General features: G+C 68.7%; 13 protein-coding genes. 9 read left to right on the plus strand and 4 right to left on the minus strand.

Annotated elements, in window-relative coordinates; genetic code table 11:
• The first annotated feature begins 96 nt into the window (after positions 1-96).
• A complete protein-coding gene (locus U9978_RS04750; protein ID WP_322759801.1) occupies positions 97-534 on the plus strand; it encodes an Hsp20/alpha crystallin family protein in 438 nt (145 codons plus the stop codon).
• A 362-nt stretch (positions 535-896) separates the two neighbouring features.
• Here U9978_RS04750 and U9978_RS04755 read toward each other — a convergent pair whose 3' ends face one another.
• Positions 897-1,760 (minus strand): exodeoxyribonuclease III, encoded by an 864-nt coding sequence (locus U9978_RS04755; protein ID WP_322759802.1) that lies wholly within the window; start codon positions 1,758-1,760, stop codon positions 897-899.
• A gap of 123 nt (positions 1,761-1,883) precedes the next feature.
• Between U9978_RS04755 and U9978_RS04760 the strand changes: the two genes are divergently transcribed.
• A complete protein-coding gene (locus U9978_RS04760) occupies positions 1,884-2,363 on the plus strand; it encodes an NUDIX hydrolase (protein WP_322759803.1) in 480 nt (159 codons plus the stop codon).
• A gap of 10 nt (positions 2,364-2,373) precedes the next feature.
• Here U9978_RS04760 and U9978_RS04765 read toward each other — a convergent pair whose 3' ends face one another.
• On the minus strand, positions 2,374-3,309 hold the full coding sequence (locus tag U9978_RS04765) for a hypothetical protein (protein ID WP_322759804.1): 936 nt from the start codon (positions 3,307-3,309) through the stop codon (positions 2,374-2,376).
• Here U9978_RS04765 and U9978_RS04770 point away from each other — a divergent pair.
• The 6 genes from U9978_RS04770 (at position 3,301) to U9978_RS04795 (ending at position 9,699) form a co-directional block, all read left to right on the plus strand.
• Positions 3,301-4,260: a glycosyltransferase family 4 protein gene (locus U9978_RS04770; protein ID WP_322759805.1), complete on the plus strand. Its 960-nt coding sequence runs from the start codon at positions 3,301-3,303 to the stop codon at positions 4,258-4,260. The genes U9978_RS04765 and U9978_RS04770 overlap by 9 nt on opposite strands.
• Positions 4,260-4,979 carry a hypothetical protein gene (locus U9978_RS04775; protein ID WP_322759806.1) on the plus strand — a complete coding sequence of 240 codons (720 nt, stop codon included), beginning with the start codon at positions 4,260-4,262 and terminating at the stop codon, positions 4,977-4,979. The genes U9978_RS04770 and U9978_RS04775 overlap by 1 nt, the downstream gene beginning before the upstream one ends.
• A 45-nt stretch (positions 4,980-5,024) precedes the next feature.
• On the plus strand, positions 5,025-5,789 hold the full coding sequence (locus tag U9978_RS04780) for a class II aldolase/adducin family protein (protein ID WP_322759807.1): 765 nt from the start codon (positions 5,025-5,027) through the stop codon (positions 5,787-5,789).
• Positions 5,790-5,849: 60 nt separating this feature from the next.
• Positions 5,850-7,208 (plus strand): UDP-N-acetylglucosamine 1-carboxyvinyltransferase, encoded by a 1,359-nt coding sequence (gene murA, locus U9978_RS04785; RefSeq protein WP_322759808.1) that lies wholly within the window; start codon positions 5,850-5,852, stop codon positions 7,206-7,208.
• Positions 7,209-7,979: 771 nt separating this feature from the next.
• Positions 7,980-8,564 (plus strand): NADAR family protein, encoded by a 585-nt coding sequence (locus U9978_RS04790; protein WP_416210854.1) that lies wholly within the window; start codon positions 7,980-7,982, stop codon positions 8,562-8,564.
• Positions 8,565-8,745: 181 nt separating this feature from the next.
• Positions 8,746-9,699 (plus strand): universal stress protein, encoded by a 954-nt coding sequence (locus U9978_RS04795; RefSeq protein WP_322759810.1) that lies wholly within the window; start codon positions 8,746-8,748, stop codon positions 9,697-9,699.
• Here the strand turns inward: U9978_RS04795 and U9978_RS04800 are convergent.
• Entirely contained in the window at positions 9,690-12,191 is a 2,502-nt protein-coding gene (locus tag U9978_RS04800) for a DEAD/DEAH box helicase (RefSeq protein ID WP_322759811.1), read from the minus strand. The two genes, U9978_RS04795 and U9978_RS04800, sit on opposite strands and share 10 nt — an antisense overlap.
• An 81-nt stretch (positions 12,192-12,272) precedes the next feature.
• The gene (locus U9978_RS04805; RefSeq protein WP_322759812.1) at positions 12,273-13,937 is read right to left on the minus strand and encodes an ABC-F family ATP-binding cassette domain-containing protein; all 1,665 of its coding nucleotides are present in this window, start codon (positions 13,935-13,937) and stop codon (positions 12,273-12,275) included.
• A 162-nt stretch (positions 13,938-14,099) separates the two neighbouring features.
• On the opposite strand from U9978_RS04805, the gene U9978_RS04810 reads away from it, so the two are divergent.
• Positions 14,100-14,474: a VOC family protein gene (locus U9978_RS04810; protein ID WP_322759813.1), complete on the plus strand. Its 375-nt coding sequence runs from the start codon at positions 14,100-14,102 to the stop codon at positions 14,472-14,474.
• Positions 14,475-14,587: the final 113 nt, after the last annotated feature.

Genomic DNA, 14,587 nt, shown 5'->3' on the forward strand with positions numbered 1-14,587 from the left:
CATAAGTCTGAGTCTGTTAGGCTCAACAACCATGACACGATCCCGATTCGGTGCGGGGATCGAGCGTGACAGGAACCGACTTTGAAGGGAGAAGTCATGACCGCCTACCTGTGGGATTCGTTCGCCGCGTTCGGACGTCTGGACCGAGAGTTCGACGAGATCGTCCGTCGTACCTGGGGTGTGCCTGACCGGACGCGGATGGCTCGCACCGGTTTCGTCCCCGCGGCCGATGTCGTCATGGATGGGGATGACATCGTCGTGCAGGTGGAGCTCCCTGGCGTCGACGTTGACAGGGACGTCGCAGTCGAGCTGGAGCGGGGCCGCCTGGTCATCCGTGGGGAGCGCACCGAGGCCCGCACGGGCGACGGCCATCCCGATGACGGCCGTACGGTCGTGCTACGGGAACGTCGCCATGGCGCCTTCCAGCGTGAGTTCAACCTGCCGGACGGCGTCGGCGCGGACCAGATTTTCGCGACCTACGACAACGGCGTCCTGTCGGTGCGGCTTGCCGGCGCTAAGAGCGCCCGGCAATAGGGGCGTGGATGAAGGAGCGGGGTTGGGGTGCGTAGATCGCGAGGCGGAGGAGGGAGGCACCGGAGGTGTTGGGTGTCGACCGACGACAACGTGGCGAGGTGCGTGCCCCAGCCCCGCGACGCCGTGTCCCTATTGCCGGGCGCTCTAGGACGGTCGGTCGCGGCAGGCGTATCCCGGTCATCGCCGGCGCGCCGCAACGCGATCGGTCCAGCGACTCGGCGGACGCGCCGGCAGCATCAGCTGCCGAGCCGCGCGTGGCCACCCAGACGCGGACGGCTGGCGGGGTACAGGCGGGCTGACCCGCGGCCTGCTCACCGCCTGCTCACCGCCTGCGGGCCGACCGCGAGGGTCTCGCCAGCTGGTCAGCCCCGGTCAGCCCCGGTCGGCTTGCGCTGTGCGCGGGGTGAGGGAGGCGGGACCATCGGGCCGATGTCGCCGTCGGGTGCCTCGTCGATGTCGACGACCACCGGCGCGTGGTCCGATGTGCCCGCACCCTTGCGGGCCGCCCGGTCCACCCAGATCGCCCGTACCCGTTCGGCAACCGGAGCGCTGGCAAAGGCGAGATCGATGCGCATACCCATGTTTTTGGGGAACATCAGCGACCGGTAGTCCCAATAGGTGAAGACCTGTTCGTCCGGCCACCGTGCGCGCGTGACGTCCACCAGACCGAGGTCGGTCAGCCCTCGCAGGGCCTGGCGTTCGGCGTCGGTGACGTGGGTGGCGTCGACGAAGTCGGCCGGGTCCCACACGTCGGCGTCGGTGGGAGCGATGTTGAAGTCACCGCAGGCGAGTACCGGCGTGGTCGTCAGGGCTTTTTCCAGGCATGCCTGCAGCGCGGTGAGCCATGTGATCTTGTAGGCGTAGTGCGGATCGTCGAGCGCCCGGCCGTTGGGCACATAGAGCGACCAGACCCGGATGCCACCACAGGTCGCGGCCAGCGCCCGAGGTTCTGGCTCCGGGAAGCCGGGACCATCGGCGAGCCCGCGTTCGACGTCGTCCAGGCCGACCCGCGAGAAGATCGCTACCCCGTTCCACCGGCCGTTTCCGTGATGTGCGACGGTGTAGCCGCGCCGGAAGAGATCTTCATCGAAGAGCTCGAGGAATGCGTCATCGGCGAGCTTGGTCTCCTGAAGGCAGACCACGTCCGGCTGGACCCGGTCCAGCCATTCGATCAGACGAGCCTGCCGCGCCTTCGCCGAGTTGATGTTCCACGTCGCTACCCGCACCATCCGACGGTAGCGCCGATTCTCGCGCAGCTCTCGGGCACCCCCGTCGGGGTCAGGTGTGTTCGAAGTGGCGCCGGCGGTCGCCGCTGCCTACGGTGACACTGACCGGCGTGAGGACTGAGTGTGAGCGATGCGTGGATGGCGCCGGTGGCCGCCACCGGGCCTGTGACAGCGTCGGGAGCGTTGCTGTTCGACGCCGCGGGTCGGGTTCTGCTCGTGGAACCGACCTACAAGCCGGGGTTCGAGTTCCCGGGCGGCATGGCGCAGCCCGGCGAGTCGCCGTGGGAGACGTGCGTACGGGAGGTCCAGGAGGAGCTTGGAGTGACTGCGCCGAGACCGTTGCGGCTGCTGGTCGCGGACTGGGCGTCTCCTGGCGTGGGTCGGGTCGGGGGGATGCGCTGGTTGTTTGATGGCGGCGTGATGAGCCCCGGGCAGATCAGCTCGATTCGGTTGCCGGCCGATGAACTGCGGTCGTTCGTGTTCGTCACGGTGGGCGCGGCGGCCGATCTGTTGCCACGGGACCGGATGCGACGGCTTGAGGCGGCGATGGCGGTGCGCCGGTGCGGTCGGGCGGTGTACCTCCATGACGGTGCCAAGCCGTGACCATCCTGGGTTACAGCGCCGGCTCCACGAGGGCGTCGATGTGTTCGCGTAGCTCCGTGACCACGGTGAGGGTGCGGTAAGGTTCCGTGGCCGCCAGGAGGTTGGTGAGGCGCTGGTTGACCCGGTAGGAGTTCAGGGACCGTGCGGTGTCGGCGGCGCGGTGCCCGATCACGCAGCCCTGTTCGACGTTGCCCTGGCGGATGTGGACGTTGGCGAGTTCGGTGAGATCGAACACCCGGGAGCGCAGGGACTGGTCGCCGCGCAGCGTCAGGGCGCGCTCGAACCGGTGGGCGGAACGCTGGAACTGCGCGGGGTCGTGCACAGCAAGGTCGCGGTAGTCCGAGGCGGTGCTACCGGCGAGTTCCGCCGCAGTGAAGTAGTCCAGCCAGGTCGGGGCGTCGCCGTCGCAGGTGCCGGCGAATGCCTCTTCGGCGTAACCGATCGCGCGGTGGCAGTCTTGGACCCGGCCGAGCTGCGCGTAGATCCAGCCTTCGCGGGTTGCGAGCATCGCAGTCATGCGCGGCAGCGGGGTGCGCCGGATGCCGTGCTGAGCGAGCTGTATGAGGTCCAGTCCGCCGTGGAGGTCACGGGACTCGACTGCCTGGACCGCCATGGTCGCGAGGATGTGCGCGGCGAGCGGCCGGTCCCCCGCCTGGGAGGCGGCTTTGATACCGAGGGTGAAGTAATGCTGTGCACGGCCGCGCTGTCCGGAGTCCCACAGCACGTTTCCGGCGGTTTCGGCGAGATCCGCAGTGACCCGGTACAGCTCGGTGTGGACGTCGGGCGGGTGGGTGCCGTGGAGGAGGTCGACTACTTCGTTGAGCTGTCCGACGACTGCTTTGCGGCGTAGACCACCGCCGAACTGGACGTCCCCGTGACGTTGATCTGGTGGACACTCGCGGGCGGCCCATCCTGCCCACCGGTAGGGGAGGGGGTCGTGACCCATGTGGTGGACGACCTCGCCGGCTATACCACCGCATTGACCGCATGTGTCACCAGCGACGCCACTGTGATCATCGGGAGTCATCGGACCGTCCTTGTCGACGTGCAGGTAGCCGCATCCGTGCCGGTCGTGACAGTGGTCCGCGGCGTGCTGCATCCCACCCACCGGATCCGGCTGGTCGACCCCGCCACCGGAGAACTCGCCGATGTCATTCCCGACGGGTTGCCGTGGGAACTGCTCGCCGACGACGTGGCCCGATGGGTGGGGATCAGCGAAGCGTCCGCGGCGTCGATCCGCGGCTGCGCGCCCGTCGCGCTACCCGTCCAGATGATTCATAACGGTGTCGCGATCCCCGAATGGCGGCCGCCCCCGCCCGCATCCACGGCGGGGGGAAGGGCGCGTCTCGTCGTGGTCGCGCGGGCAGCGCCCTGGAAGAACCTTGACCGTCTCGTCGACGCGGTCGCCGACCCCCGGCTGCGGGACCGCGTCACGGTGGACATCTACGGCGGGTTCGGCTCCGCGCAGCCGGTGGTGGAAGCGCAGATCGCCGCATGTGGGGCGCCGGTGGTCTTCCGCGGTTGGGTCGAGGACCTGCCCCGACGGATCGCCGGCGCGCACGCCCTGGTCTCCGTGGCGGAGTTGGAGGGCTTTGGCCGGGGGATTCTCGACGCCGCAGTCGTGGGAGTCCCTGCCGTCGTGCCCCGCGCCGGAGCAAGCACGGAAATCGTGCTGGACGGTATCACCGGTTTCACCTTCGATCCGCGCAGCCCGGACGGGCTGGTGGACGTACTGGACCGGGTCGTTAACGAGGACCCGGTCCAGTTGGCGGCGCTGGGCTGGTGCGCCCGCGCCCGGGCACTGGGCTACTTCACCCCGGCTCGCTGCGCCGATCAGTACCTGCAGCTCTGCCACGAACTGCTCTCCCAGCCCACGCTCACGCGAGCGAGTGGATGATGACCTCCCCACGCGTGGGGACCTTCGTCGATCTCGCCGCGGACCCCGTCGCGGTCAACTGGCAGTTGCACACCCTGTCCGATGTAGAGATCACCGGACTGGCCCCGGCGTTCCGATCCGCTCACGCCCAGGCGCTGACGCACACCGTCGAGCGGATCCATCCCACCGCGATCATCCATCCCGCCGCGATCATCGGGGATGACGTGCTGATCGGCCCGCACGCCCGCGTGCACGAGTTCTCCACCGTCCGCGACGGCTCGGTGGTATCGGGTCATGCCGTCGTCGGCCACGGTTGTGAAGTGATCCACACTCTGGTCGGGTGGCACGCGATACTCACCCACCGTGTCGTGATCGGGCACAGCATCGTCGGCGCCCACGCACACCTGGCCGCCGGCGTGATCGTCGCGTCGGTGCACCTGTGGAACGCCGACATGGCCTGCCCCGACCGGGAAATCACGATAAGGGCGCCCGGCGGGCACCGCTACGACTGCGGCGCGGTGAAGTTCGGCGCGGTCATCGGTGACCGCGTCCGGATCGGGGTGAACACCGCGGTCGGCCCCGGTGTACTGATCGGCCCCGACGCGCTCCTCTACAGCGGCGTGACCGCATCGCAGACCGTCCTGCCCGCCCACGCGGTCGTCCGGCCCCTCACCGCGATCGGTGTCCAGATCGAACCGCGACGCCCGCTGTCCATGTCACACGCCACCGTCCATGTCTGACCGAATCCGGACCGGCCGGCCTGTCGATTAACGAAAGGAATCATCATGCGGTCTACGACCGAACGACGCCTGCTGGTCGAGCAGGCCGGTGAACTGGTCCACCGCGGGGTGTTGGAATCCGGTGGTGGAGCGCTCAGTGTCCGGCTGGAGGACGGCACCATTCTGATGTCCACCACGGGTCTGGCGTTCAGAGGGTGGCGGCACATCACCGTCGAGGATTTCATCGTCCTCACCCCGACCGGAGAGATCGTGGAGCAGACCGGTGGACTCGGTGCCGCCGGCACGGTCCTCCACCTCGCCGTCTACGCCCACCTGCCCCGCTGTGGCGGCATCGTCCACGCACACTCCCCGTACGCCACCACGTTCGCCTCCCTCGGCGTCGCTCCGCCCAGCGTGGTCAACCGCCACGATGTTCTCGGGGCCGTCCCGGTCGTCGCCGTGGACGACACCGCGATCAAGGCGCGGCTCACCCCCGACGACCTGCCGCTACCGATCCCCGCCGGCATCGTGGCCAACCCCGCCCCCTATGTCATCAACAGGGCGTTGCTGCCGCAGGTCCTCGACGCGCTGCTTCCCCGCGCGCAGGAACTGACCCGCCACGGCCTGGCTTTCCTGATCTACCGGCATGGTCTGATGACCATCGGCCGCACGATCCACGAGGCCGTGGACAACGCCTACCGCGTCGAGGACAACGCCCGCATCGCCCTCTACCGGGCGCTTCTCACCGGCGATCTCACCCGGGTATGCGGCAATCCGCTCTTCGAGCCGATATCCGACGCCGCCCGGGTGAGCGCATCCGCGTCTGGTTGAATCAGTAACCGACCGTCCGTCACTCAATGCATCTCATCAACTACTCTAGGAGGTGGCCTCGTGCGGGCTGAGAACCCTGGCATCGCCACACCCGTGGCCCGCGACCGGTGGCGGTACCGCATCACAGGCGGGCAGCCGCTCATCGGCACCGTGGAAGTGTCCGGAGCGAAGAACGCGGTCACGAAACTCCTCGTCGCGACCCTGCTCACCGACCAGCCCTGCACCCTGACGCGGGTACCCCGCATGGTCGAGGTCGATGTCGTGCTCGGCATGCTCGCGGAGCTCGGCACCCGGGTGGAGTGGCTCGACCCCCACACCGTCCGCGTCACCACCCCGGAGATCACCAGCCGGGCGCTCTCCGAGGCGTACTCCGGGGTGAACCGCATCCCGATCCTCATGATGGGACCGCTCCTGCACCGCGTCGGGCAGGCCGTCGTCCCTCTCCCCGGCGGCTGCCGGATCGGGAAACGCCCCGTGGACTTCCACCTTGCGGGGCTGCGCGCGATGGGTGCGGAGATCATCGAACAGATTCGCTCCGTCGAGGTCAAGACCCTCGGACTGACCGGCACCCATGTCACTCTGCCGTTCCCCAGCGTCGGAGCGACGGAGAACCTGCTCCTTGCCGCGGTCCTCGCCCACGGCACGACCATCATCTCCAACGCCGCCGTCGAACCAGAGATCATCAATCTGATCCTGTTTCTCCAGCAGATGGGCGCCCTCGTCGACGTCGAGGTCGACCGCACCATCGTCATCCAGGGCGTACCCACCCTGCGAGGCGCCGTCCACGCCCCCATCCCCGACCGCATCGAGGTCGCCTCCTTCGCCGCCGCGGCGGTCGCCACCGATGGACGCGTTGAAGTGCTCGGCGCCCGCCAGGAGCACGTCACCACCTTCCTCAACCAACTCCGCAAAATCGGCGGCGAGTTCACCGTCACCGACCGGGGCATCACCTTCTACCGGGCTCGGGACCTCACCGCCGCGCACGTGCAGACCGGGGTGCACCCCGGCTACATGACCGACTGGCAGCAGCCCCTCGTCGTGCTGCTCACCCAGGCCAGCGGCGCATCGGTCATCCACGAGACGATCTACGAGGATCGGTTCGGGTACACCCGGCAGCTCAACGACATGGGCGCCACCATCGCCCTGTCCACAGCCTGCCTCGGTGGCCGACGCTGCCGCTTCGCCGCCCGCGACTTCGAGCACTCCGCCGTCGTCAGCGGGCCCACCCAGCTCGCCGCCGCAGACCTGGAGATCCCCGACCTGCGGGCCGGTTTCGCCTACATCATGGCCGCACTCGTCGCCCAGGGCGCCAGCCTCATCAGCGGCACTCGCTTCCTCGAACGCGGCTACGAAGACCCCGTCGGGAAACTCCGCTCCATCGGCGCGGACATCACCACCGAACCGATCCCACCCTCCTGACCCGCACCGGGACCGTTCCCCCACGGACCAGGCCACACCACGGCTGGACATGGCAGCGGACATGTTCGAGCCGGTACACCGAGCAGGCGGCCCCACCAGCCGGGGGTGTGGGCCGGCCGAGCGAGTACTGCACCGCCCCTGGGCCCCACCGGTTGGGGCGGTGTCCTCAACCGGACTGTTGTGGATCGGCGTGGTCGGCCCGGATGCGCCGGCACGGGCGATAGCGTCAGCAGGTATCGGTGGATGTAGGCGGCGCACCCGATGTGCCTGTTGCGCCCGATGTGCCGACCGCCCGGAGGGAGGCCGACCTTGGCTCGCAACCGTATCCGGTCCTTACCGATCACGGGGTTGGCGGTCGCGGTGGCGGTGCTCGTCGGCCCCGTCGGCTGTAACACGGTGACAAGTCCGTAAGAACCTGTTCTGACGGGTCTTCCAGCGAAGATCGTCCAAGTGGGCAAGAGTTTTTCTGACAAAGGTCTTATCAATGCAGTTGTCATGTGATTTGCAGATCGTGGCCCTGTTCCTGCCGTCGGTACCGCACCCTCGCGCCGAACGGCCGGCGCGAGGGTCGGCGACGCAACGTGATCGTCGGCCAGGGGTCCGCTCCGATGAAGCGCCGTCCCAGCCCGGGGACGCTCTGGATGGTTCGGCTGGTGGGCCAAAGGGCGCGCCACGATCGTCAGATCGCGCGCCCGGAGGCCGCAGTCGCCGGGGCACTGGTGGGAATGCCGTTGGAGGTGAGGCAACTCATGCGACCATCAGGCCGTGAGCATCCCGGCAAGCGCCTCTGCGGTTGAGGATCTGGTCCTGCTGGAACAGGCTGGGCACGCTCTGGATCTTCTGTTCTTCTGGGGGCACCATCCGCCGCGTGGCGGCGGCCGTGGCGTCGGCGTGGGCTGCCTGAGCCAGTGGTGGCCCTCCGCGTTCACTGTTGACGGCCTGCGTTATCCGACGGCTGAGCATTTCATGATGGAACGCAAGGCCCGGCTGTTCGGCGACGTGGCCGCGGCTCGGGCGGTTCTCGCCACCGCCGAGCCGGCCGCCGCGAAGAAGCACGGCCGGCAGGTGCGCGGCTTCGATGAGACGGTGTGGAGCGAGTGCTCCTTTGACATCGTGGTCCAGGGCAACGTCGCGAAGTTCAGTCAGCATCCGGCGTTGCGTAACTATCTGCTCGGCACCGGCGAGCGGGTGCTGGTGGAGGCGAGTCCATTGGACCGGGTATGGGGGATCGGTCTGGCCGCCGACGACGCCCTGGCCCGGGTTCCGTCGGCTTGGCCGGGGCGCAATCTTCTCGGATTCGCGCTCATGGCGGTCCGGGCGATGGTGCGCGCCTCCACCCCGAGCACCACCGGGTAGTACGACACCCGGGTAGCACGACAGTCCGGTCGCGCGAGCCCTGGTAGGGGTTCCCGTCTCCGTCCGACGTCTCCGTCCGACGTCTCCGTCACTGTGTCCGGATGCTTCCGGCACCCGGCCGCCCTCGGCCTCATGATCAAAACGAGTGGCGCTCAGAACGGGTTTGCGGAAGGACGCAGGGATGACGGCGATGACAGACGGTAGTAGCTTGGCGCTGCCAGGGATCGTTGCCGGCGTGGACGGCTCGCCGGGTTCCGCCGAGGCGTTGCGGTGGGCCTGGCATACCGCAGCCATTCATCGACGGTCGGTGACCGCGCTGGTGGCCTGGACCGCGGACGGCCAGCCCAGGATCGTCCACCGACAGGCGCACGTTGCAGATCGTGATGGGTTGACAGCGGCGGCGGCTGCGGTTCTCGACGCGGCAATTGATCGGCTCCCAGCCTGCGATCCGGCCCCGGGAATCCTCCGGCGGGTGGTCCACGAGCCCGCGTTGCTCGCCTTGTTGGCGGCGTCGAAGCAGGCGTTGATGCTGGTCGTAGGCTCGCGCGAGCACGGTCTGGCGCACCGCTCCCTCGACGGGACAGTGGGCCGGGCGGTCGTCGACCACGGCGAGGTACCGGCTGTCGTCGTCCGCGGCCGGGGTTTCGGCGTACCCGGTGATCGCCGTCCGGTGGCGGTAGGGGTGGATGGTTCGCCATCGTCGTTGGCTGCACTCAGGTGGGCGGCTCGTGAGGCGACGTACCGCGATGTGCCGCTGCGGGTGGTACATGCGCTGGCGGTCGCGTCCACGCCCTATCCGGAGTTTCTCGCGTCCGTCGGCCGGACCCTTGTCGATCATGCAAACGATGTGCTCGACGATGCGTTGGCCACGGGACTGCGGGACGCTCCACCGCAACTGTGTGTCAGCAGCGAGGTGGTCGTCGACTCCGCCGCCCGCGCGCTGTTGCTGGAGTCCACGACGTCGCAGTTGCTCGTGGTGGGCGCCCGTGGTCATGGCGGCTTCGCCGAACTGCTCCTCGGTTCGGTCGGCGATCAGTGTGTCCGGCACGCTGTGTGCCCGGTCGCGGTCATCCGCCCGCCCTGCAATCCGTACGACAGTCCGCACAATCCGTACTACAGTCCGCCCTACATTTGATCAACTGCGGTGACGTGCAGGACGGCCGCCCCGGCTTCGTCCGAGGCGACGAGGTCCACTTCGGCGCTGATGCCCCAGTCGTGGTCGCCGGCCGGATCATCGAAGATCTGCCGGAGCCGCCAGCGTCCGGGCTCGGAGGTGATGATGAGGAGTCCCGGTCCGCGGGCGTCGGGGCCGGTGCCGATCTCGCCGTGCAGGTCGAAGTACGGCTCCAGGGCCGCCGCCCACCGGTCGCCGTCCCAGCCCGCGTCGGCATCGAGAGCACCGAGATCGTCGTAGCGACGCAGCGCGGCCAGCTCCACCCGGCGGAACAGGGCGTTGCGCACGAGTACCCGGAATGCGCGGATGTTGGCCGTCACGGCGGGCGGCCGCTCGTCGATCCGAACGGGTGACGCCTCCGGCGTCGGATTGCGCAGCTTCTCCCACTCGTCGAACAGGCTCGAGTCGACCTGCCGGACCAGTTCGCCGAGCCATTCGGTCAGGTCGGTGAGCTCCTCGGTCCGGGCATCCTCGGGCACCGTCTGCCGTAGGGCCTTGAAGGTGTCGGCCAGGTAGCGCAGCAGCAGACCCTCGGATCGGGCCAGGCCGTAGAAGCCGACGTACTCGACGAAGGTCATGGCCCGCTCGTACATGTCCCGGGCCACCGATTTGGGTGCGAGCTCGTGGTCGTCGACCCAGGGATGGCCGCGTCGGTATATCGCGAACGCGGCCGCGAGGAGCTCGTCCAGCGGCTTGGGGTAGGTGACCGTGTCGAGCAGCTCAAGGCGCCGCTCGTAGTCGACGCCGTCCGCCTTCATCTGGGCGACGGCCTCACCGCGGGCCTTGAACTGCTGCGCGGAGAGGACCTGGCGTGGGTTGTCCAGCGTGGCCTCGATGATGGACAGAACGTCCAGCGGATAGCTTGGCGAGTCCCGGTCGAGTAGTTCGAGAGACGCGAGCGCAAAGGGCGACAGCGGCTGGTTGAGGGCGAAGTCGAGCTGGAGGTCGACGGTGACCCGCACGGTGCGACCGGTCTCGTCCGGGATGGCGAGTCTCTCGACGATGCCGGCGGCGAGCAACGCCCGGTAGATCGCGATGGCCCGGCGGATGTGGCGGCGCTGCGCGGGGCGGCTCTCGTGGTTGTCGGTGAGCAGATGCCGCATGGCGGTGAAAGCGTCACCCGGTCGGTTGATCACGTTGAGTAGCATTGAGTGGCTGACAGTGAAGCTCGACGTCAGCGGTTCGGGCTCCGCGGCCACCAGACGCTCGAACGTCGGCACACCCCAGGAGACGAACCCCTCCGGCGGCTTCTTACGGACGATCTTTCGCCGCTTCTTGGGGTCGTCACCGGCCTTGGCCAGGGCGCGCTCGTTGTCCACCGTGTGTTCGGGCGCCTGCACGACGACGGTGCCGACCGTGTCATATCCGGCCCGGCCGGCCCGGCCGGCGATCTGGTGGAACTCCCGGGCACTCAGGTGCCGGGTTCGGGTTCCGTCGTACTTGGACAGCGCGGTGAACACGACCGTGCGGATCGGCACGTTGATCCCGACCCCGAGGGTGTCGGTGCCACAAATGATCTTCAGGAGTCCGGCCTGGGCGAGTAGCTCCACCAGGCGCCGGTACTTGGGGAGCATCCCGGCGTGGTGGACGCCGATGCCGTGGCGGACCAGGCGGGACAGGGTCCGACCGAACCCGGCCGTGAACCGGAACCCGCCGATCATCTCGGCGATGGCATCCTTCTCCGCCCGGGTGCACACGTTGATGCTCATCAGTGACTGGGCCCGTTCCAACGCCGCCGCCTGGGTGAAGTGGACGACGTAGACGGGTGCCTGATGGGTGTTGAGAAGCTCTTCGAGCGTCTCGTGCAGCGGGGTGAGCACGTAATGGTGATAAAGCGGCACCGGACGTACGGCGGAGCGGACGACCGCGGTCGGACGGCCGGTCCGGCGGGTGAGGTCCGCTTCGAACCGGCTCACGTCGCCCAGGGTCGCCGACATCAGGATGAACTGCGTGCGGGGTAGTTCCAGCAACGGCACCTGCCACGCCCAGCCCCGGTCGGGGTCGGCGTAGAAGTGGAACTCGTCCATCACGACCTGGCCGACGTCGGCGTCGGCTCCATCCCGCAGGGCGATGTTCGCCAGGATCTCGGCGGTGCAGCAGATGACCGGCGCGCCCTCGTTGACCCCGGCGTCCCCGGTCAACATCCCGACCCGGCTTGCTCCTAGCGTGGCACACAGGGCGAAGAACTTCTCCGACACCAGCGCCTTGATGGGCGCGGTGTAGAAGCTGCGCTGCTTGCCGGCCATGGCCGCGAAATGGGCGCCGGTGGCCACGAGGCTCTTGCCGGACCCGGTCGGGGTTGCCACGATGACGTTGGAACCGGACACGACTTCGATGAGTGCTTCGGACTGGGCGGGGTACAGGGTGAGTCCCTGCCCTTGCGCCCACGCGGTGAACGCGTCGAAGATGTCGTCGGGCTCCGGCGTTGCGGGCAGCTGGTCGGCGAGTGTCATGGTAGGTCCGATGGTGCCTGACGGATCGGCCAGTCGGGGGCGCGACGGCTGGCGACGTCAGGTTGCCACTCAGTTCGCCACTCAGTTCGGTTCAATGACCTGACCGGCGCTCGCGTCGATGACCCGGCCGGCCTTGACCTGCCACCGGCGGGTGGTATGGACCGCCTGGAGCATCCGGCGGTCATGGGTGACCAGAAGCAGAGTGCCGGTGTAGCTGGCCAGCGCAGCCTCCAGCTGTTCGATCGCGGGGAGGTCGAGATGGTTCGTCGGCTCGTCCAGTACCAGCAGGTTGACCCCGCGTGCCTGCAGCAGCGCCAGCGCCGCCCGCGTACGTTCGCCGGGCGACAGAGTGGCGGCCGCTCGCTTCACGTGGTCCGCCCGCAGGCCGAACTTGGCCAACAGGGTGCGCAGGTCGGCGGTGACCAGGTCGGGTAGCAACCGGGCGAAGACGTCGAGAACCGGAGCGTCCACCGCGAACAGCCCACGGGCCTGGTCGACCTCGCCGACCAGCACCCCGGAACCGAGCGACGCCCGGCCGCTGTCAACCGGGCACCGGCCGAGCAGCGCGGCCAGCAGCGTCGACTTCCCGGACCCGTTGGGTCCGGTGATGGCCACCCGGTCGCCACGGCCGAGCTGGGCGGTCACCGGTCCCAGGGTGAAGCCGCCGCGACGCACGACCGCGTCGATCAGCACGGCGACCACGGCTCCGGAGCGCGGAGCCGTCGCGATCTCCATCCGCAGGTCCCATTCCTTGCGCGGCTCGGGGACGGCATCGAGCCGCTCGATCATACGTTCGGTCTGGCGGACCTTGGCGGCCTGCTTCTCCGACGTTTCGCCGCGGAGGTTTCGGCCGATCTTGTCGTTGTCGGTGGACTTGCGTCGGGCGTTTCGCACACCCTTGTCCATCCAGGTCCGTTGGGTCTGGGCCCGTTCGGTCAGCGCGCCGCGGCGGTCGGCGTACTGCTCAAAGGCGTCCCGGGCGTGCCGCCGGGCCACCTCCCGTTCGTCGAGGTATGCCTGATACCCGCCGCCGAAGAAGCTGACCTGTTGCTGTGCGAGATCCAGCTCCAGTACGCCGGTGACGGTGCGGGCGAGGAACTCCCGATCGTGGCTGACCACCACGGCTCCGGCCCGCAGCCCCGTGACGAACTCCTCCAGACGGGCTAGTCCGTCAAGGTCGAGGTCGTTGGTCGGTTCGTCGAGCAGGAAGAGGTCGAACCTGCTGAGCAGCAGTGCGGCGAGCCCCGCCCGCGCCGCCTGGCCACCGGACAGCGCCGTTGTCGGCACCGTCAGGTCGATCGCGAGCCCGATGTCGGCCGCCACCACCGCCGCGCGCTCGTCGAAGTCGGCGGCCCCCAGGGTCAGCCAGCGGTCCAGCGCCGTCGCGTAGCTGTCGTCCGAACCGGGCTCCTGTCGGGACAGGGCAACGGATGCGTCGTCCAGCCGGTCCTGGGCGTCGGTCACGCCGGTGCGCCGGGCGAGGAAGGCGTGCACACTCTCGTCGGGATGCCGGTCGGGTTCCTGCGCCAGGTACCCCACCGAAGCGCCCGGCGGGGTGAGCCCGACCGTACCGTGCTCGGGGCTGGCCAGGCCCGCAAGCAGGCGCAGCAGGGTGGACTTGCCCGCGCCGTTCGCCCCGACCAGCCCGATCACATCACCCGGGCTGACGACCAGCTCGAGTTGGCTGAACAGCGCCCGCCCGCCGTATCCGGCGGCCAGGCCCTTGGCGACGAGGATGGCGCTCACAGGCGAACGTTACCGGCACCACCAACGGAATCCGCACCGGGTGGGCCGGCTCCAGCCGGCGGCCAGCCACCGTCGATGTTAACTGTCGGTGGTTAATGATAGCGTTTGCGTACCTGTCGCACTGAACGCGACGGCCTGTCGCAATCGGTGAGGAGAAAGACGGTGGCTGGTGTCGCACGCTTGGCAGCGATTTCGCTGGACTGCTCCGAGCCCCATCCGTTGGCCCGGTTCTACGCCGAGTTGACCGGCGGCGAGATCGCCTTCAGCAGTGCGGACTTCGTCGCGGTCAAGGGGCCGGCCGTCTGGATCACAGCGCAACGGGTCCCGGACCATCGACCCCCGACGTGGCCCACGGGCGGCATCCCGCAGCAGGTGCACATCGAGTTCGCGGTCGAGGATCTTGACGCGGCACAGACTCAGGCGATTGCCATCGGCGCACGACTTGCCGACGAGCAGCCATCCCCGGACCGGTGGCGTGTGCTGCTCGATCCGGCGGGGCACCCGTTCTGTCTGACGACTCTCGTGCCCTCGACCTGACGGCCGACACGCTGCCGGCATGGCGGAACGGCCGTGCCGGGGAGTGATCTGGCACGCGGATGGCACGAGCGGGCCGGCTGAGGCTCGTTCGTGCCCGTCGTCGGGCAGTCGAT

The organism is Protofrankia sp. Cr2, from assembly GCF_963555885.1.
Lineage (GTDB): Bacteria > Actinomycetota > Actinomycetes > Frankiales > Frankiaceae > Protofrankia.

Excerpts from the sequence above, each read along its gene's own strand:
- U9978_RS04775 (WP_322759806.1), top strand. The coding sequence starts at position 4,260 with ATGACCTCCCCACGCGTGGGGACCTTCGTCGATCTCGCCGCGGACCCC.
- U9978_RS04765 (WP_322759804.1), bottom strand. The coding sequence starts at position 3,309 with ATGGGTCACGACCCCCTCCCCTACCGGTGGGCAGGATGGGCCGCCCGC.
- U9978_RS04800 (WP_322759811.1), bottom strand. The coding sequence starts at position 12,191 with ATGACACTCGCCGACCAGCTGCCCGCAACGCCGGAGCCCGACGACATC.
- U9978_RS04780 (WP_322759807.1), top strand. The coding sequence starts at position 5,025 with ATGCGGTCTACGACCGAACGACGCCTGCTGGTCGAGCAGGCCGGTGAA.
- U9978_RS04750 (WP_322759801.1), top strand. The coding sequence starts at position 97 with ATGACCGCCTACCTGTGGGATTCGTTCGCCGCGTTCGGACGTCTGGAC.
- U9978_RS04795 (WP_322759810.1), top strand. The coding sequence starts at position 8,746 with ATGACGGCGATGACAGACGGTAGTAGCTTGGCGCTGCCAGGGATCGTT.